Source organism: Nocardioides sp. YIM 152315, assembly GCF_029210375.1.
Classification (GTDB): Bacteria; Actinomycetota; Actinomycetes; order Propionibacteriales; family Nocardioidaceae; genus Nocardioides.
Genome location: NZ_JARGER010000043.1, coordinates 424,267 through 442,701 on the forward strand (window position 1 = coordinate 424,267; position 18,435 = coordinate 442,701).

Genomic DNA, 18,435 nt, shown 5'->3' on the forward strand with positions numbered 1-18,435 from the left:
GTGTCAACGCAACCCCTGTCCACCGCCTGGCGGGGCCTGGTCGACGATGCCGCCATCTTCCCCCCGGGCGATGCGCCGCTGCCGGACGCGGCCGCCGCGCACCAGCGCCGGCGGAGCGACGAGCACGCCGACCTGGTCGGCACGTTCGTCGCGCGCGACACCGACCTCCCGGCGCTGAAGAGCACCCCCCTCGCGCTCTCGGTGGTCGTGACCGGAGGCGCCGGCCAGATCGCCGGGGCGGCCGGTCTGGCCCGCAAGCTCCACATCGCCGTCGAGGGCCTCGAGATCGCGCTGCGCGACCCCGCCGACCCGGTCGGCGCCGCCCGGCGCGTCGTGGCCGCGGTCGACGCCGCCCGCGGCGAGGGCCTGCTCGACGACCACGTCCCGGTCTTCGTCGAGATCCCGGCCTCCTGCCCCGAGCCGACCTGGCTCGCCACTGCCGACGAGGTGGCCGCCGCCGAGCACCGGCTGAAGTTCCGCACCGGCGGGCTCGAGGCCTCGGCGTACCCCACCTCCGGCACCGTGGCCGCCTGGATCGATGCGGCGCTCGACCGCGAGACGGCGTTCAAGTGCACCGCCGGGTTGCACCGCGCGGTGCGCCACACCGGCGACGACGGCTTCGAGCACCAGGGCTTCCTCAACGTCCTCGTGGCCACCCGGCTGGCGTTCGACGGCAGCCCGCGGCCCGAGGTCGAGGCCGTCCTCGAGCAGCGTGAGCCGGCCGTCCTCGTCGAGGGGGCCGGCGAGATCGACCTCGCCGGCGCGCGGCGCTGGTTCACGTCGTTCGGGTCCTGCTCGGTCACCGAGCCGCTCGACGACCTGCTGGCACTGGGACTCGTGCCATGAGCACCTGGGTCCCCGGTGCCGACGAAGGCCACTTCGGCGTCGACAACCTGCCGTACGGCGTGTTCTCCCGCCCCGGCGAGGAGCCCCGCGTGGGCGTGCGGATCGGCGACTTCGTGGTCGACCTCGCGCCGATCGCCGCCGCGGAGATGCTCGACGTCCACCACGTCTTCCAGGAGCGGACGCTCAACCCCCTGATGGCCCAGGGCCGGCGGGTTCGCGAGTCCGTGCGGGCCTGGGTGACCGGCCTGCTCACCGACGACACCGAGCGCGACCTCGTCGAGCCGTCGCTGGTGCCGCTCGGCGACGTCACGCTGCACCTACCGGTCGACGTCGCCGACTACGTGGACTTCTACGCCTCCGAGCACCACGCCTCCAACGTCGGGAGGATCTTCCGCCCCGACGGCGAGGCGCTGCTGCCCAACTGGAAGCACCTCCCGGTCGGCTACCACGGCCGCGCCGGCACGGTCGTCGCGTCCGGCACGCCCGTCGTGCGGCCGAGCGGCCAGCGCCGCGGCGACGAGCGCCCATCGTTCGGACCGTCGACGCGGCTCGACATCGAGGCCGAGCTCGGCTTCGTGGTCGGCACCGGGTCCGAGCTCGGCGCGCCGGTCTCGTACGACGCGTTCGCCGACCACGTCTTCGGCGTCGTCGGGCTCAACGACTGGTCGGCGCGGGACATCCAGGCCTGGGAGTACGTGCCGCTGGGGCCGTTCCTCGGCAAGTCCTTCGCGACGTCGATCTCGCACTGGGTCACGCCCCTGGAGGCACTCGACGCGGCATGGGCCGACCTGCCCGGCCAGGACCCGGAGCCCCTCCCCTACCTGGGACCCGGCGCCACCCGCGGGCTGGACATCGACGTCGAGGTGGTCGTCAACGGCGAGATCGTCAGCCGTCCGCCGTACCGCACGATGTACTGGTCGCCGGCCCAGATGCTCGCCCACCTCACCGTCAACGGCGCTTCCCTGCGCACCGGCGACCTCTACGCCTCGGGCACCATCAGCGGACCCGAGCCCGACCAGCGCGGGTCGCTGCTGGAGATCGGGTGGGGCGACGAGACCGCGTTCCTCGCCGACGGCGACGCGGTGGTGCTGCGCTACACCGCACCGGGCACCGGCGGCGGCCGGATCGCGCTCGGCGAGGTCAGCGGACGGATCGAACCCGCCGACGGGTGACCGGCAGGAAGTGACCCGAGGTGCCGCGATCCGGCACCTGCGACGGAGGTCCGCGCACTCCTCGCCTGCCTACGTTGCCGGCGTGACCCACCACCGCGCCTTCCCCGGACCCTCCCGTCGAACGCCTGGCCCGCTGGCCGCGACGATGCTCGTCGTCGCGCTCTCCGCGCTCGGCTGCGGCACGGCCGGCCCCACGGAGCGGACGCCGGAGGGCCTCCCGCAGGTGCCGCCGGCCGGCGACCGCGGCGACCGCGGCGGCCCCTTCGACACGAGCCGACCCGAGATCGGCAACCTCGACCCGGACCTGCTCGAGGCGATCCGGGCCGCCGCACGCGATGCGCAGGACGATGGCGTGCGGATGGTGGTCACCAGCGGCTGGCGCAGCCGGGAGCACCAGCAGCGCCTGTTCGCGGAGGCCCTGAGCAAGTACGGGAGCGAGGAGGAGGCGAGCCGCTGGGTGTCCACGCCCGACACCTCGGCCCACGTCACCGGCGATGCTGTCGACATCGGCCCGACCGACGCCGACAGCTGGCTCAGCCAGCACGGCTCCGACTACGGGCTGTGCCAGGTCTTCGCCAACGAGATCTGGCACTACGAGCTCGCCACGAGCCCGGGCGGTCGGTGCCCCGAGATGTGGCCCGACAGCAGTGCTCGCCACTAGCGCCGCTCGAAGGCACCGAGGTCGACGCGGCCGGCGACCGGGCGGCGTACCTGTCGGGTCGGGTGGACGTACTCCCAGCGGGCGCGCCACCGCTTCGGCACGCTGGCGCCGCGGTCGACGGCGGGCGAGGTGCGCCGGAGCCGGAAGTCGTCGGCGGCCGGGTCGACGAAGGTCCGCCACCCCACGCGGCGGTTGGCGCGCGCCGGGATCCCGGCGAGGTTCGTGAGGTCACCGGGCCCGACCAGCAGGTTGTTGCGCAGGTGGGCGCGGCTGCTCCCGGCGAGCGCGACGAAGGTGCCCGCCGGCCGGCGGTTGACGAAGGTGTTGTTGACCACCCAGAGATCGCGCGAGTCATGGTCGAAGCCCTCGGCGCCGTAGGACACCAGCGTCGAGTTCTCCGAGCTCGGGCCCTGGATGACGACGTTGCCGGCGATCAGCGAGCGGCCGCCGTCGGGCAGGTCGATCGAGTAGCTGGCGGTGGCGCCGGCGTCCGAGATCCGGTTGCCGGTGATGGTGGTCCGGGCGGCGCGGGACTTCAGCTCGTGGCCGACCGCGGCTCCCCACAGGTAGCTGCCGCTGACGCGCAGCGAGCGCACGGCGCCGACGTAGAGGTTGTGCGTGTAGCCGTCGCCGGCGCCGTTGCGGAAGAACCGGGAGCGCCGGATCACGATGTCGCTCTCGGGATCGGCGCCCGTGAGGAGGCCGTCCTGGTTGTGGTGGAACCAGCTGCGGGTGACCGTGAGCCCGGTGCCTTCCTGGCGGATGCCGGCACCGTTGCCGTCGGCGACCGACGCGCCGCTGAACTCGAGGCGGTCGACCGTGGCGCGATCCCCGGCGATCACCCAGATCGCCTTCCCCTGGGCGCTCTCGCCGCCGGCCCGCAGATGTGCCCGACCACCGACGCCGCGCAGGGTCAGGTCGTCCTGGGTCCAGGTGGCGACGTCGCCGACGTAGGTGCCGGCCTCGATCAGCACGGTGTCGCCGTCCCGCGCCACCGACGCGGCGGCGCTGGGGGTCGCCAGCGATCGGCCCGGTCCGACCCGCCACGTCCGCGGTCCCTCCTCGGGCGGCACGGCGGTCGCGGGCAGCCCGCACCCGAGCAGGAGCACCGCACAGAGCACGGCCGCACCTCGCGCTGTCATGCGCTCACTCCCGTGAGTCGAGCTCGAGGCCGTCGAAGGCACCGGAGTCCTTCATCTGCGCCCAGATCTGCCCGCGGATCGACATCACCAGGCCCTTCGACAGATGGTCGGCGTCGTGCCAGGTCACCTCGCCGTCGACGATGGGCGCGCACAGCACCCGACCCGGGCAGTAGGCGTCGCGGATCTCGGCGCTGTGGACGTCGGGCATGGTGGTGGTGAAGAAGTCGTAGAAGCTGTCGATCGACGGCCGCGCGGTCGGCGGCACGACGGCGCAGTCGGCCTGCTGCTTCGCCACGGAGAGGCAGTCGAGCGGGTCCGGGCCGCCGACGTCGTACCCGCCGGTGCCGAAGACGCTGTGCATCAGCAGGACCCGGGCGCCGGTGTCGCGGATCTTCTCGACGGACTCCTGCGACTTGCGGAGCAGCATCTGGTCGAAGCTCTCGTCGGGGTGCTCGGCCGCGTCGTCGGCGGCGGTGTCGCGTGCCCAGTGGCCGTCGCTGCGCGCCTTGCCGACGGTCACCACGACGTCGGCATCCATCTCGGGGAGGATTTCGTCGTAGAACCGCGAGCGCATCTGCGAGCACTCGTCCTGGCGCGCCTGACCGACCCGGGTCACGCCGATGCCGTCCTGCCACGGGCAGTTGTTGAGGATGTTCGTCGACAGCCGGAAGCCCTTCTCCTCCGCCAGCCGGTGCAGCGCGGTCGCGAGCATCGCGGCATGGCTGTCGCCGATCAGCACGACCAGGGGGCCGTCGTTGTCGTCGACGACCACGCACGACGCGGGGGTGCCGTCGGAGCACTGCGGACCGATCTCGCCCTCGTCGTGCGCGAGCTCCTCGAAGTCGACGTCCTTCGGCACCGGCTCGTCGAGCTCGGCCAGCGCCGCCGCGACGTCACCGGTCCCCTTCGCACGGTCCGGTACGTCGATCGGCGCGCTCGCGCCGGGTCCGGACGCGGCCACCACCGGCTGTCGCTCGCTCTCGAGCACCACCGGCACGACGACGGCCGCGACCAGGACACTCGCGGCCAGGCCCGAGACGACCACCGGCCACGGCGTACGAGCCAGGCTGCGGCTCCGCCGGATCGGGGTCTCGAAGACCTGGAACGACAGGGCCGCCAGCCCGGTGGCGATCGCCGTCGCCATCAGTGCGAGCACCAGCGGACGGACGTCGAACAGCTGCGCGGTCACGAGGATGACCGGCCAGTGCCACAGGTAGGTGCCGTAGGAGATCTGGCCGAGGTAGCGCGGCACCGACCACGACAGCATCCTGCTGACCGACGTGAGCGGGGCCAGGCAGACGCCGCCGACGGCGGCCACCGCGGCCACGGCGCACCACAGCCCGCGGACGCTCTCGCTGACGTCGACCCACCCCGAGGCGAGCACGACGACGCCGATCACGCCGAGCGTGCCGGCGACCGCGCCCACACCCCGGCTCTCCACCATCCCGCGCCGGCCGAGCTCGCGCAGCACGATCGCCAGGACGCACCCGACCAGCGGCTGGTAGATCCGGGTCTGGGTGGCGTAGTAGGCGAAGTTGACGTCGCTCGCGGCGTGGAAGACCTGCAGCCCGACCGAGACCGCCGCCAGCGCCGCGAGCAGGACGCCGAGCCGGCGCTCGGACTGCCGTGCCTTCGTCAGCACCAGGAAGACCACGAGCGGGTAGACGATGTAGTACTGCTCCTCGATCGAGAGCGACCAGTAGTGCAGGAACGGCGAGGTCGAGACGCCGTCACCGAAGTAGTCGTTGGCGTCGGCGATGAACTGCCAGTTCGAGTAGTAGAGCAGCGCGGACCGGGCGTCGGAGACCATCGAGATCCGGCTCGCCTCGGGCGTCACCAGCACGGCCAGCACGCAGGTGACGGTGATCGCGAGCACCGCGGCCGGCAGCAGACGGCGCACCCGACGGCCGTAGAAGCTGCCGAGCGAGAACGACCCGCGGCGGTCGACCTCGCTCAGGATCACGTTGGTGACGAGGAAGCCCGAGAGCACGAAGAACAGGTCGACGCCGATGAAGCCCCCGCTGACCGACGCCATCCCGGCGTGGAAGGCGAGCACCAGCATCACGGCGACGAACCTCAGTCCGTCGAGCTGCGGCCGGTACTCCCACACGGGCAGCAACCGTAGCCGGGCACCGTGCGCGGGGCCTAAACCGGTTGAGCCGCGCCACGCTCAGCGGTTGGCTGGGCCGTGAGCGAGCGCAGCGAGCTCATCATCCAAGACAGCGCGTCATGTGCCTCATGCGCGCACGAAGCGAAGCGAGTACGCGCATGAGTCTCATCCGGGTCGGACCGGCCACCGACGCCGACCGCTACCGCGCAACCGACGACACCGTCTGGTTCCAGGAGGTGCTGCCGCAGCCGACCGAGCTCCTGCTCACCGGGCTGCCGGTCGACCAACGGTTCGCCGCCGAGATCGACGGCGCGGACGAGGCGACGTACCCCGGCGTCTACGGCGTCTTCCCGCTCCGGCTCGCCGTGCCCGGACCGGGCGGCGGGCCGAGGCAGGTGGCGTGCGCCGGCCTCACCTGGGTCGGCGTGCATCCCGACCATCGCCGCCGGGGCGTGCTCACCTCGATGCTGCGGCACCACTTCGAGCAGGTGCACGCGGAGCCGGGCACCCATGTCTCCGCGCTGCACGCGAGCGAGCCGGCGATCTACGGGCGGCACGGCTATGGCCTGGCGTCGCTGGAGCTGGTCGTGACGCTGTCCCGCGGCACCACGCTGACCGCACCCGGCCTCGACGACGCCGCCGACCCGGTGACGACCCGGATGGCGACGGTCTCCGATCGCGACGTGCCGCGGCGGATGCACGACTGCCACGTCGCGAACGCCGCGCTCGGCGAGGTCGTCGGCGCCCTCGGCTACTACGAGCGGATCTGCCTGGAGGTGCCCGAACACCAGCGTGACAAGGAGCCGTGGCGGGTGCTCTTCGCCCGGCGAGGCGGTCGCGACGTCGGGTTCGCGATGTTCCGGCGCTCCCAGAAGTGGGAGCACGCCCGTCCCGCCGGCGACCTCGAGGTCTGGGCGGTCGTCGGCGAGCCGGCCACCCGGCTGGCGCTGCTGCGCCGGCTGGTCGACTTCGACCTGGTCGGCAGCGTCAAGGTCGGCAACGTCGGGAGCGAGGACCCGCTGCTCACGTGGGCGGGCGGACCTCGTGCGACCTCCGCCGTCGAGACCTACGACAGCCTGTGGGTCCGGCTCGTCGACCTGCCCGAGGCGCTCGCCGAGCGCACGTGGAGCGCCCCCTGCGACGTCGTCGTCGACGTGGCCGACCGCTCCGCGCCCTGGAACGAGGGCCGGTGGCGGATCCACGTCGACGGGTCCGGCGCCGCCGCGGTCGAGAGGACCGACGCCGACGCCGACCTGCGGCTCCCGGTCGACGCGCTCGGCGCGGCGTACCTCGGCGGCACCAGCCTGCTCGGGTTGGCCCGGGCCGGCACCGTGGTCGAGCAGCGCTCCGGTGCCGCCCGCGAGCTGTGGCACGCGATGCGCGCCGACCTCGCACCTGCGGCGGCGGTCGGATTCTGAGAGTCTCGGCGTCAGAGGCCGGTGTCGTCGGTGGACTCGAACCCGTGCCGGAACCCCCACGCGACGGCCTGGGCACGGTTGCTGACGCCGATCTTGGCGTACGCCGTGCGGATGTAGGTCTTCACGGTGTTGATGCTGAGGTAGGCGCGCCGGGCGATCTCGTCGTTGCTGAGCCCGCGGGTGATGAACGACATCATCTCCGCCTCCCGCTGCGACAGGCCGAGGTGCTGGCCCGGCCACGTGAGGACCGGCTCCTCCTGCTGCTCGGCCGGTCGGGGATGGTCGCTGCCCTGGATGGCGATGATGGCGGCGACCAGCTCCGCGGCGCTCAGGCTCTTGGGCAGGTAGCCCACCGCGCCCAGTCGGCGTGCTGCCTCCTCGGGGTAGTCGTCCCAGCTGTAGACGACGACCTTCGCCTCCTGCTCCGCGACGATCTGCCGGAGCTTCTCGTCGTGCTCGGGAAGCCGCCCGAACGTGTCGTAGAGGATGACGTCGGGGTGGTGCTGCACGAGCTCCGGGTTGGTGGTGATGTCGACGACCTGCACCTGCCCGGGGTAGCGCGCGAGCATCTGCGCGAGGCCCAGCAGGGCGATCTCGTAGTCGTTGGACAACGCCACCCGGATCGGGCGGGTGAGGTCTTCGCGCCGCTCGGACATGACGGAACCGGTACCCGCTCGCCCTTCCGGGTGAACCTCGGGTTCCGATCAGCTCAGCGGCCTCCCCTGGATCGCGGCGTCGATCACCTCGACCGTGTGTGCCAGGCGCATCGGGCGACCCCCCTGCCTGCGGGCGGCTGCCTCGAGCGACGCGGCCACCTGCATCAGGCAGCCGGGGTTGGCGGTGACGAGCACGTCTGCGCCGGTGGCGACGATGTTCGCCGCCTTGCGCTTCCCGAGCTCGCGCGCCGGCTCGGGGTTCAGCAGGTTGTAGACGCCGGCGGAGCCGCAGCACAGCTCGGGCTCGGGGATCTCGCGCAGCTCGACGCCGGGGATCGCCTCGAGCAGCCGTCGTGGCTGCATCCGCACACCCTGGGCATGCGCGAGGTGGCACGCGTCGTGATAGGCCACGACCGCCTCGACCGGATGTCGCGGGGCGACCGGGCCGAGCTCGTCGAGGAGCTCCGCGACGTCGCGCACGCGCCCGGCGAAGATCTGCGCTCGCTGCGCGTACGCCGGGTCGTCGGCGAGCAGGTCGGCGTACTCCTTCATGGCGGAGCCGCACCCGGCGGCGTTGACGACCACCTGGTCGACACCGGCGCGGTCGAAGGTGTCGACCACCCCACGGGCGAAGGCGCGCGCCTCCTCGTCACGGCCGTTGTGCACGGAGAGCGCACCGCAGCAGCCCTGGCCGGGCGGGATGACGACGTCGCAGCCCTCGGCGGTCAGGACGCGCACCGTGGCGGCGTTCACCCCCGGGAAGAACGCACCCTGCACGCACCCCGTGAGCAGCCCGACGACCGCGCGCCGCTCGCCGCGCGCGGTCGCGCGCTCGGGCAGCGCGTCGGCGCGGCCGATCCGCGGCGCCAGCCGCTCCATCGCGGCGAGCGAGGGGGCGAGCCGGTCGAGCAGTCCGGTGCGTCGCAGCGCCCGGTCGAGACCGGTGCGCTGCGCCACCCGCAGCGGACCGCGCAGCAGCCGGAGCCGGCGGGAGTAGGGGAACGTGGCGAAGATCAGCCCGCGCAGGGCGCGCTCGCTGCGGGAACGTTCGTGCTCGTGCTCGACGAGCGCGCGGGTCTGCTCGATCAGCCGGTCGTACTGCACGCCCGACGGGCAGGCGGTCACGCAGGCCATGCAGCCCAGGCACGCATCCCAGTGCTGCGACATCGCGTCGGTGACCTGACCGGTGTCGATGCTCTGCTGCATCAGGTGGATGCGGCCGCGGGGCGAGTCCATCTCCTCGCCCCACAGGACGTAGGTCGGGCAGGTCGGCAGGCAGAAGCCGCAGTGCACGCAGTCGTCGACGAGCGCCGGGTCCGGTCCCCGCGTCCCGGTGCGATCGGCGGTCATCAGAGGCCTCCCACGAAGCGGCCCGGCGAGAGCCGGTGGTCGGGGTCGAACTGCTGCTTGACGCGGCGCATCAGGTCCAGCGCCGGGATCGGACCCCAGACGTCGACGGCCCGCTTCACCTCGGACGGCGCGTCCACCACCACGACGGTGCCCTCGTGGCGGGCGCAGACCTCCCGCAGTCGCGCGAGTGCCCCGGGGACCGCGTCGGCGTCCTCCAGCGCGGCGTACAGCACGCCTGCGCCGCTCGACCCCCGCACGTGCGCGCCGACCTCGCGCGCCACGGTGAGCACGTCACGCAGCCCGGAGAGGACACAGGTGAGCTTGAGGCCGGTCGATCCGGAGGTCCACGGGTACGACGACCAGGTCGCGGGCTCGACGTCGGCGACGGTGGCGCCGCCGAGGATCTCCTCGAGGTCGCGTACGCGGCGGGCGACGCCCTCGCTGCGACCGGCGATCTCGACGACCACGGTGCCGCCGCCCTCGGCCGGCCACTCCACCTCGACCGCCGCCGGCACGAGCTGGGAGTGCACGACGGCGTGGGTGACGTCGTGCGCCCGCTCCGCCGTGTCGACGTCGACGCCGACCCACCGGCGCGCCTCGGGCACCGGGTGGAGGCGGAAGACCGCCTCGGTGACGACGGCGAGCGTGCCGAACGAGCCGACCATGAGCTTGCCGAGGTCGTAGCCGGCGACGTTCTTGACGACGCGGCCGCCGGCCCTGGCGACCACGCCGTCCGCTCGGACGACGGTGACGCCGATCAGCAGGTCGCGGGCGGTGCCGGCGACCAGTCGTCGCGGACCGGACGCGTTGGTGGCGACCGTGCCGCCGATCGTGGCGCCCGGCACGGTCTCGTCGACGAGCAGCCGCTGCTCGGCGGCGCCGACGGTCTGCTGGAGGTCCGAGAGGCGCACGCCGGCCTGGACGTCGACGATCAGGTCGCCGGCCTGGTGGTCGAGCACTTTGCCCATGCCGCTGAGGTCGACGTGCAGGTCGGGGTCGACCGGCAGGCCCCAGCCGAGCTTGGTGCCGCGGCCGGTCGGGACGACGGTCAGCTTCCGGGCGGCGGCGTCGCGCATGACCTCGGCGACCTCGTCGGTGCTCCCCGGAGTGACCACCGGCACTCAGAACACCTCCGCCAGCCCGGCCTCCTGGGCAGGGTGGACGCCCGATCGACGCCCGGGCACCTCACCGCAGAGCCGCGGGGTCGGGAAGACCTTGCCTGGGTTGGCGATCGACTGCGGGTCGAACGCGCAGCGCACCAGCTGCATCGTGTCGAGGTCGGCCTCGTCGTACATCCGCGGCAAGTAGCGCGCCTTGTCGGCGCCGACACCGTGCTCGCCGGTGATCGAGCCGCCGTGGGCGATGCAGAGGTCGAGGATCGCGCCGCTGACCTCCTCGGCCGCGTCGCCCTCACCCTCGTGCGACTCGTCGAAGAGCACCAGCGGGTGCAGGTTGCCGTCGCCGGCGTGGAAGACGTTCGCGACCCGGACCCCGGACGAACGCGACAGCTCGGCGATCGCGGCGAGCACCTCCGGGAGGGCGGTCCGCGGGATGACACCGTCCTGGACGATGTAGTCGGGGCTGATCCGGCCCACCGCGGCGAACGCCGACTTGCGGCCCTTCCAGATCAGCGCGCGGTCGACGGCGTCGGTGGCGACGCGTTGCTCGAACGCGCCGGCCTCGCGGCACAGCCGCTCGACCTCGACGTACTCCGCCTCGACCTCGACGGCCGGCCCGTCGAGCTCGATCACCAGCACCGCGCCGGCGCCGTCGGGGTAGTGGCAGTGCACCGCCTCCTCTGCCGCCTCGATCGCGAGCGCGTCCATCATCTCGATGGCAGCCGGCACGATGCCTGCCGCGATGATCGCGGAGACCGCGGCGCCCGCGTGGTCGGTGGAGTCGAATCCCACCAGCATCGTGCGGACCTCCTCGGGCAGCCGCACCAGCCGCAACGTCACCGACGTGACGACCCCGAGCGTGCCCTCGGAGCCGATCACCGCGCCGAGCAGGTCGTAACCCGGGCTGTCGGGTGCCGCCGTCCCGATCCGCACCGTGTCGCCCTGCGCGGTGACGAAGTCTGCCGCGAGCACGTGGTTGGTCGTGAAGCCGTACTTCAGGCAGTGCGCGCCGCCGGAGTTCTCGGCCACGTTGCCGCCGATCGAGCAGATCTGCTGGCTGGAGGGATCCGGTGCGTAGTAGTAGCCGCCCGGCGTCGCCGCCTTCGTGACGTCGAGGTTGATGACCCCCGGCTCCACCACCGCGCGCTGGTCGTCGGCGCGTACGGCGCTGATCGCCCGCATCCTCGACGTCACGACCAGCACGCCTTCGGCGTGCGGAAGTGCGCCGCCGGAGAGGCCGGTCCCCGATCCGCGCGCCACGAACGGCACGCCGTGCTCGGCACACGCCCGGACGACCGCCGCGAGCTGCCCGGAGTCCTCGGGGATCACCACGAGGGCGGGCACGACGCGGTAGTGCGCCAGCCCGTCGCACTCGTAGGTGCGCAGGCGGGCGGGGTCGGTGATCACGGCGTCCGGCGGGAGCAGCGCACGGGCCCGAGCGGCGACCGGGTCGATCGCGGCTGCGGTCATGGCATCCGCTCGTAGGCCGCGATCGTGAGGAAGTCGGCGTACTCGTCGGAGAGCGCCATCTCGGTGTAGAGCGCACGGGCGTCGTCCCACCGACGGCCCGGTGCCGATCCCTGGCCGTCGCCCGTCTCCTCGCGCGCCCTGGCGAGCTCCTCGGCGATCATCGACTCGACGAGGTCGCGGGTCACAAGAGTGCCGTCGGCGAGCTCGACGTCGTTGTGCAGCCACTGCCAGACCTGGCTGCGGGAGATCTCGGCGGTGGCGGCGTCCTCCATCAGCCCGAAGATGCCGACGGCGCCGGAGCCGCGCAGCCAGGACTCGAGGTAGCGCAGCCCGACGGCGACGTTGTTGCGCAGGCCCTGCTCGGTGATCTCACCCGGGGTCGCCTTCACGTCGAGCAGGTCCGCGGCCGTGACGTGGACCTCCTCGCGGAGCCGGTCGCGCTGGTTGGGCTTGTCGCCGAGCACCTGGTCGAACGCCTCCCGGCACGCCTCGACCATGCCGGGGTGCGCGACCCACGACCCGTCGAAGCCGTCGCCGGCCTCGCGCTGCTTGTCCTCGGTGAGCTTCCGATAGGCGAAGGCGTTCTGCTCCTCGTCCTTGCTCGGGATGAACGCCGCCATCCCGCCGATCGCGTGGGCGCCGCGCTTGTGGCAGGTGCGCACGAGCAGCTCGGTGTAGGCCCGCATGAACGGCACGGTCATCGTCACCGAGTTGCGGTCCGGGAGCAGGTAGTCGCGGCCTCGGGTGCGGAAGCACTTGATGACGCTGAACATGTAGTCCCAGCGCCCGGCGTTGAGACCCGCGGAGTGCTCGCGCAGCTCGTAGAGGATCTCCTCCATCTCGAACGCCGCGGGGTAGGTCTCGATCAGCACGGTCGCGCGGATCGTACCGCGGGGGATGCCGAGATGGTCCTGGCCGATGAGGAACGCCTCGTTCCACAGCCGCGCCTCGAGGTGGGACTCCATCTTCGGCAGGTAGAAGTACGGCCCCTGCCCGCGGTCGATCTGCAGGCGGCCGCAGGCGGTCAGGTAGAGCGCGTAGTCGACCAGGCCGCCGCTGGTCGGCTCGCCGTCGACCAGCACGTGCTTCTCGGGGAGGTGCCACCCTCGCGGACGGACGACGATCGTCGCGAGCTCGCCCTCGTTGAGCGCGTAGTCCTTGCCCTCGGGGCTGGTGAAGTCGATGTCGCCGGTGATCGAGTCGCGCAGGTTGAGCTGACCACCGACGACGTTCTCCCACAGCGGCGTGTTGGCGTCCTCGTGGTCGGCGAGCCAGACCTTGGCGCCGGAGTTGAGCGCGTTGATCGTCATCTTGCGGTCGGTCGGCCCGGTGATCTCCACCCGCCGGTCGACCAGGCCGGGCGCGGGGTCGGCGACGCGCCAGCCGTCGTCCTCGCGGATCGCCCGCGTCGCCTCGAGGAAGTCGAGCGTCCCGCCGTCCGCGATCTGCCGCACCCGTTCGCCGCGCCGGGACAGCAGCTCCCGCCGGCGTCCGTCGAGCTCCCGGTGCAGCCGCGCGACCAGCTCGAGCGCCTCGCCGCTGAGGATCTCGTCGTACCGCTCGCCCCAGGGGCCCGTGATCTCCACGCCGCTCGGCAGGCTCATCGGGGTGGTCATTCCCGCACCGTAGGCGGGGTGCGGCGCCGATCGCAACGGTCGTCCTCCGGCGAGCGATCTGCTAGCGCGGGTCCTCGGACACGAGCCGGCCGAATGCCACCAGACGATCATCGGTGTGGAAGAGCTCGGCGCAGGTCACCAGCGTGATCAGCCTCCGCGAGTCGGCGACCGTGGAGACCCGCTCCCCGGTACGCGGATCGGTGGGGTCGGGCTCGACGACCCATCCGGCGTCGAGGTCGACGGTGAGCGCGTCACCGTCGGTGACGAGCTCGTAGGTGTACGTCGTGCTGCGGGTCTCGACGACCACCTCGTCACCGGCCTCGAGGTCGGGCATGCCCCGCAGCGGCTCGCCGTGGGTGATCCGGTGACCGGACAGGGCGAAGTTCCCGACCGCCCCGGGCTCGGCCGCGTCCTCGAAGATCCCGAAGCCCCGGGCGAGGGTGTCGTCGTCGGTCCCGACGTGCGCCGGCACGACGTACTCGTCGCCGAAGGCCGGGATCCGGATCAGCGCGGCCACGTCGCTCGCGCGCCCGGACGCAGAGCCCTGACCCGACTCCCACGCCTGCTCGGTCTCGCGCACGATCCGGTCCTGCTCGCGCTTGGCGACCCAGGTCGTGCCGTAGAGCTGCCAGCTGATGTAGCCGAGCACCGCGGGCCCGGCGACGACGAGCGCAATGCCGGACCAGAGCAGCGCCCGACTCCGCCCTCGACCTCCACTCACCCGGTCAGTCTGCCCGGTAGCGTGCTCCCGTGCAGTTCGGCCAGTACCCGGCGCCGGGACACGTCGTCGCGCACCTCAGCGATCCCCACCTGCTGGCCGCCGGGGCGCGCCAGTACGGCGTCGTCGACCCGGACGTGGGGCTGCAGCTCGCGCTCACTCGGATCGCGCGACTCGACCCGGCCCCGCAGGCGCTGGTCTTCACCGGCGACCTGGCCGACAGGGCCGAGCCGGAGGCGTACGCCCGGCTGCGCGAGGTCGTGGAGCCGGTGGCGGCCGAGATCGGCGCGGAGGTCGTCTGGGTGATGGGCAACCACGACGAGCGCGCGGCGTACTCGCTCGGGCTGTTCGGTACGGCGAGCGACGCGACCCAGGACCGGGTGCACGACGTCGCCGGGCTGCGCGTCGTCGCGCTCGACACGAGCGTCCCCGGCTACCACCACGGCGAGCTCCGAGACGAGCAGCTGGACTGGCTGGCCGACGTGCTCGCGACGCCGGCGCCGCACGGCACCCTCCTCGCGCTGCACCACCCCCCGATCCCGATCCCGATGATGCCGGCGGCGGAGGTCATCGAGCTCCTGGAGCAGCACCGCCTCGCGGAGGTCGTCGGGGGCACCGACGTGCGCTGCATCCTGGGTGGGCACTTCCACTACTCGACGTACTCCACCTTCGCCGGCATCCCTCTCTCCGTCGCCTCCGCGACCTGCTACACCTCCGACCCGGCACCGCTGGAGCGGTTCGTCTCCGGGGTCGACGGGCACCAGGCGATGACGATGGTGCACGTCTACGACGACCGGATCGTGCACACGGTGGTGCCGGTCGACGAGGCGACCGAGGTCAGCGGCTTCCCCTCCGACGTGCGCGCGCAGGTCGAGGCGATGACGCCCGAGGAGAGGCGCGAGCTGCTGTCGCGGAAGGACTCGCCGATCTACACCGGCGAGATCGAGGTGCCGGGGCAGGTATGAGCGAGGCACTCCTCTGGGGGCTGATCGCCGCCGGGTCGCTCCTCGTCGGCCAGCTGCTGACGACCCCGCTGGGCAGGTCGACGCGCACGGTGGGGCTGATGATGGCCTTCGGTGCGGGCACGCTGATCAGCGCGGTCGGCTACGAGCTCATCCCGGAGGAGAACCTCGAGCTCGGCTGGGAGATCGGCGCCGCGTTCCTCGTCGGCGCACTCACCTACTACGTCGGCGCGCGGCTGGTCGACCGCGGCGGCGGCTCGGGCACCGCGCTGTTCCTGGGTGCGTTGCTCGACGGGATACCGGAGTCGTTCATCCTCGGCCTCGGGCTCGCCCTCGGCGGCGAGGTCAGCGTCGCTTTCCTGGCCGCCGTGCTGCTGTCCAACATCCCCGAGGGCCTCGCCGGCACCGCCGACATGCGCGGCAGCGGTGTCGGGGAGCGCCGCATCACGCTGATGTGGGCCGCACTGACCGTGGTGTGCGGCATCGCGTCGATGGCGGGCTACCTCGTCGCCGACCAGGGCTCGCACACGGGCGAGATCGCGAGCGCCTTCGCCGGCGGCGCCGTCCTCACCATGCTCGCGGACTCGATGGTCCCGGAGTCCTACGAGCGCGCCGGCCGTGTCGCCGGCCTGCTCACCGTCCTCGGGTTCCTCGTCGCCGGCGTGCTCAGCTCCCTGCAGTAGGTCCCGGGCGGGATGACTCTCCGTGCCGACCGCCACGGTGGTTGAGGAGGTGGCCAGCAATCGTCTCGAAACCACCAGATCCTCCTCAGGCCGAGACGAACCCGGTCTCGTCGGCGCCACCGAAGTGCCCGCGGAGCACGGGTCGGACGTCTCCGCGGGTCCCGACCCACCCGACGCCGGGCTCGAGGTGGCGCAGGAGCCTCGCGGGGGCGCCACCGACCACCGTGTGGTCGGCGACCTCGCCGCGGACCACCGAACCGGCGGCGACGACGACGTTGCGGCCGATGGTGGTGCCGGGCAGCACGATCGCGCCGTGGCCGATCCACGAGCCGGATCCGATCCGGACCGGCCGATGCGCACCGAACTGCTCCCCGATCGGGAGGTCCGGGTCCTGGTAGCCGTGGCTGGCGTCGCAGACGAAGACGTCCTGGCCGAACCACACGTCGTCGCCGATCTCGATCGAGGCGTGCGCGACCAGGCTGCACCGCGCGCCGATCACGCCGCGGTCGCCGATCACGAGTCCGCGCTCGGGGATGCCCGGGTCGTCGGGTCCGTAGCCGACCGACAGCGTGACGTGGCGTCCGATCAGCGTCCCGGACCCCAGGTGGATCGACGGAGTGCCCATGAGCGTCGCCACGGGGAAGCCGATGCTGGTGCCGGCACCGAACGCGCCGAAGCCCGCCGCTGCGCGCGTCCCCGGCGTGATCTCGCCGGCGCGGTCGAGCCAGCGCCAGCCCGCCAGCACGCCGCGGTTCAGCAGCCTCTTGATGCCCATGTCCACGGACGGAGGGTAGCGTCGGCGCGTCCTGCGAGGATCCTGATGTGCCCTGCCTGATCCCCGACTTCCTCGAGCTGGTCGACCAGCTGCCGGCGGTCGGCCGGCACCGCACCGACCGCTGGACGCGCTACGACGTCGCCGGCCGCACCTTCGGCTACCTCTGGCCGGCGACCCGCACGGTCGGGCTCAAGCAGACGATCGCCGAGCAGCTGGCCCTGGTCGCGGAGCGCCCAGCCGTGTTCGAGGTGCAGTTCACCGCAGGCGCCTTCGGCTGGGTCGTGGTCCGGCTCGAAGGCGTCGAGCGCGACGAGCTCGCCGAGCTGACCTTCGAGGCCTGGCGGCTGAGCGCGCCGGTCGACCTGGTCGACGAGCGGGCCGACGTGCTGCCGACCTGACGGTCGGCCGACCCCGATTGGCAGCGCGAGGGCCGCACGGTTGGATACCTGCATGGCGAACTACGCGGACTTCCAGATCGGCCTCTACTTCGCCGGGCTGGGCGGCGAGCTGCCGGCGTACCCGCTCACCTTCGCCGGGCTCGAGGCGGCCGCGCAGGAGAAGATGGAGCACCGGCTCTGGGACTACGTCGCGGGCGGCGCGGGCGACGAGCACACCCAGCGCGCGAACGTCGAGGCCTTCGCGCGCTGGGGCATCCTCCCGCGGATGCTGGCCGGCGCGGCCGACCGCGACCTGTCCGTGGAGCTCTTCGGACACCACCTGCCGACACCGCTGCTGATGTCGCCCATCGGCGTGCTCGGGGTGATGACCGACGACGAGCACGGAGACCTCGCCGCGGCGGCCGCATCGGCGGGCTCGGGCGTCCCGATGGTGGCGTCGACGCTCATGCAGGACCCGATGGAGGACGTCGCGACCGCACTCGGCGACACCCCGGGCCTCTTCCAGCTCTACACGCCCCACGATCGCGAGGTCGCCGAGAGCTTCGTACGCCGCGCCGAGGCCGCCGGCTTCCGCGGCCTCGTGGTCACCCTCGACACGTGGACGCTGGGCTACCGTCCGCGCGACCTGCAGCACGCGACCTTCCCCCAGCTGCGCGGCTACTGCCTCGCCAACTACTTCTCCGACCCGGTCTTCCGCTCCCGCCTCGCGGTGGCGCCCGAGGAGGATCCGGGCGCCGCGACCATCCACTGGGCGATGACCTTCGGCAACCCGACCCTGACGTGGGACGACCTCGCCTGGCTGCGCGGCCTCACCGACCTGCCGCTGCTGCTCAAGGGCATCGGACACCCCGACGACGTACGTCGTGCCAGGGACGAGGGCGTCGACGGCATCTACTGCTCCAACCACGGAGGCCGACAGGCCGCGAGCGCACCGGCTCTGGACCTGCTCCCCGGGGTCGTCGACGCCGCCGACGACCTTCCGGTGATCTTCGACTCCGGCGTGCGATCCGGCGCCGACGTGGTCAAGGCGCTGGCGCTGGGCGCGACCGCGGTCGGCATCGGCCGCCCCTACGGGTACGGCGCGGTGCTCGGCGGCGCCGTCGGCATCGAGTTCGTGCTCTCCTGCCTCCTCGCCGAGGCCGACCTGACCATGGGCCTCAACGGCTACGCGAGCATCGCCGAGCTGACCCGCGACGTGCTGATGCGCTGCTGAGCGTCACGGGCCCCTGCCTCCCGCGGTCGAGATCTTCGTCGAGAACGTTCGGCCGGCGATGTCGATTTCGACCGACTCGGTTCGTGGATCAAGTGAGAGCACGAACCGGACACGGCAAGGAGGCACC

Annotated in this window: 17 protein-coding genes; 8 read left to right on the forward strand and 9 right to left on the reverse strand. The window is 72.6% G+C overall.

Annotated elements, in window-relative coordinates; all coding sequences use genetic code 11:
• The 3 genes from PZ894_RS20990 to PZ894_RS21000 all read left to right on the forward strand — a co-directional run bounded on the left by PZ894_RS20990 (position 1) and on the right by PZ894_RS21000 (position 2,679).
• A complete protein-coding gene (locus PZ894_RS20990; protein ID WP_275747795.1) occupies positions 1-846 on the forward strand; it encodes a hypothetical protein in 846 nt (281 codons plus the stop codon).
• The gene (gene fahA / locus PZ894_RS20995; protein WP_275747796.1) at positions 843-2,018 is read left to right on the forward strand and encodes a fumarylacetoacetase; all 1,176 of its coding nucleotides are present in this window, start codon (positions 843-845) and stop codon (positions 2,016-2,018) included. Before PZ894_RS20990 ends, fahA begins: the two co-directional genes overlap by 4 nt.
• Before the next feature lie 82 nt (positions 2,019-2,100).
• Entirely contained in the window at positions 2,101-2,679 is a 579-nt protein-coding gene (locus PZ894_RS21000; RefSeq protein WP_275747798.1) for a M15 family metallopeptidase, read from the forward strand.
• On the opposite strand, the gene PZ894_RS21005 is transcribed toward PZ894_RS21000, so the two are convergent.
• The gene (locus tag PZ894_RS21005) at positions 2,676-3,821 is read right to left on the reverse strand and encodes a right-handed parallel beta-helix repeat-containing protein (RefSeq protein ID WP_275747800.1); all 1,146 of its coding nucleotides are present in this window, start codon (positions 3,819-3,821) and stop codon (positions 2,676-2,678) included. The two genes, PZ894_RS21000 and PZ894_RS21005, sit on opposite strands and share 4 nt — an antisense overlap.
• 4 nt (positions 3,822-3,825) lie before the next feature.
• Positions 3,826-5,931 (reverse strand): acyltransferase family protein, encoded by a 2,106-nt coding sequence (locus tag PZ894_RS21010; RefSeq protein ID WP_275747801.1) that lies wholly within the window; start codon positions 5,929-5,931, stop codon positions 3,826-3,828.
• A gap of 158 nt (positions 5,932-6,089) precedes the next feature.
• On the opposite strand from PZ894_RS21010, the gene PZ894_RS21015 reads away from it, so the two are divergent.
• Complete coding sequence (locus tag PZ894_RS21015) at positions 6,090-7,349, forward strand: GNAT family N-acetyltransferase (protein WP_275747802.1); 1,260 nt, start codon at positions 6,090-6,092, stop codon at positions 7,347-7,349.
• Between the two features lie 11 nt (positions 7,350-7,360).
• Here PZ894_RS21015 and PZ894_RS21020 read toward each other — a convergent pair whose 3' ends face one another.
• The 6 genes from PZ894_RS21020 to PZ894_RS21045 all read right to left on the reverse strand — a co-directional run bounded on the left by PZ894_RS21020 (position 7,361) and on the right by PZ894_RS21045 (position 14,280).
• On the reverse strand, positions 7,361-8,005 hold the full coding sequence (locus PZ894_RS21020; RefSeq protein WP_275747803.1) for a response regulator transcription factor: 645 nt from the start codon (positions 8,003-8,005) through the stop codon (positions 7,361-7,363).
• Between the two features lie 48 nt (positions 8,006-8,053).
• On the reverse strand, positions 8,054-9,355 hold the full coding sequence (locus PZ894_RS21025) for a heterodisulfide reductase-related iron-sulfur binding cluster (RefSeq protein ID WP_275747805.1): 1,302 nt from the start codon (positions 9,353-9,355) through the stop codon (positions 8,054-8,056).
• On the reverse strand, positions 9,355-10,476 hold the full coding sequence (locus tag PZ894_RS21030; protein WP_275747807.1) for an FAD-binding oxidoreductase: 1,122 nt from the start codon (positions 10,474-10,476) through the stop codon (positions 9,355-9,357). Before PZ894_RS21030 ends, PZ894_RS21025 begins: the two co-directional genes overlap by 1 nt.
• Positions 10,477-11,943 carry an FAD-linked oxidase C-terminal domain-containing protein gene (locus tag PZ894_RS21035; RefSeq protein ID WP_275747809.1) on the reverse strand — a complete coding sequence of 489 codons (1,467 nt, stop codon included), beginning with the start codon at positions 11,941-11,943 and terminating at the stop codon, positions 10,477-10,479. It abuts the gene before it with no gap.
• Positions 11,940-13,559 (reverse strand): malate synthase A, encoded by a 1,620-nt coding sequence (gene aceB, locus PZ894_RS21040; RefSeq protein ID WP_275747810.1) that lies wholly within the window; start codon positions 13,557-13,559, stop codon positions 11,940-11,942. Before aceB ends, PZ894_RS21035 begins: the two co-directional genes overlap by 4 nt.
• Before the next feature lie 61 nt (positions 13,560-13,620).
• A complete protein-coding gene (locus PZ894_RS21045) occupies positions 13,621-14,280 on the reverse strand; it encodes a class E sortase (RefSeq protein ID WP_275747811.1) in 660 nt (219 codons plus the stop codon).
• A 29-nt stretch (positions 14,281-14,309) separates the two neighbouring features.
• On the opposite strand from PZ894_RS21045, the gene PZ894_RS21050 reads away from it, so the two are divergent.
• Both PZ894_RS21050 and PZ894_RS21055 read left to right on the forward strand, forming a co-directional pair.
• A complete protein-coding gene (locus PZ894_RS21050) occupies positions 14,310-15,242 on the forward strand; it encodes a metallophosphoesterase (protein WP_275747813.1) in 933 nt (310 codons plus the stop codon).
• On the forward strand, positions 15,239-15,922 hold the full coding sequence (locus tag PZ894_RS21055; RefSeq protein ID WP_275747814.1) for a hypothetical protein: 684 nt from the start codon (positions 15,239-15,241) through the stop codon (positions 15,920-15,922). The genes PZ894_RS21050 and PZ894_RS21055 overlap by 4 nt, the downstream gene beginning before the upstream one ends.
• Positions 15,923-16,007: 85 nt before the next feature.
• Here the strand turns inward: PZ894_RS21055 and PZ894_RS21060 are convergent, their stop codons facing one another.
• A complete protein-coding gene (locus PZ894_RS21060) occupies positions 16,008-16,697 on the reverse strand; it encodes an acyltransferase (RefSeq protein WP_275748047.1) in 690 nt (229 codons plus the stop codon).
• Positions 16,698-16,744: 47 nt separating this feature from the next.
• Here PZ894_RS21060 and PZ894_RS21065 point away from each other — a divergent pair, with 47 nt between their 5' ends.
• Positions 16,745-17,095, forward strand: a complete 351-nt coding sequence (locus PZ894_RS21065; protein ID WP_275747816.1) for an MmcQ/YjbR family DNA-binding protein — start codon at positions 16,745-16,747, stop codon at positions 17,093-17,095.
• 52 nt (positions 17,096-17,147) lie between these two features.
• Positions 17,148-18,308 carry an alpha-hydroxy-acid oxidizing protein gene (locus PZ894_RS21070; protein WP_275747817.1) on the forward strand — a complete coding sequence of 387 codons (1,161 nt, stop codon included), beginning with the start codon at positions 17,148-17,150 and terminating at the stop codon, positions 18,306-18,308.
• Positions 18,309-18,435: the final 127 nt, after the last annotated feature.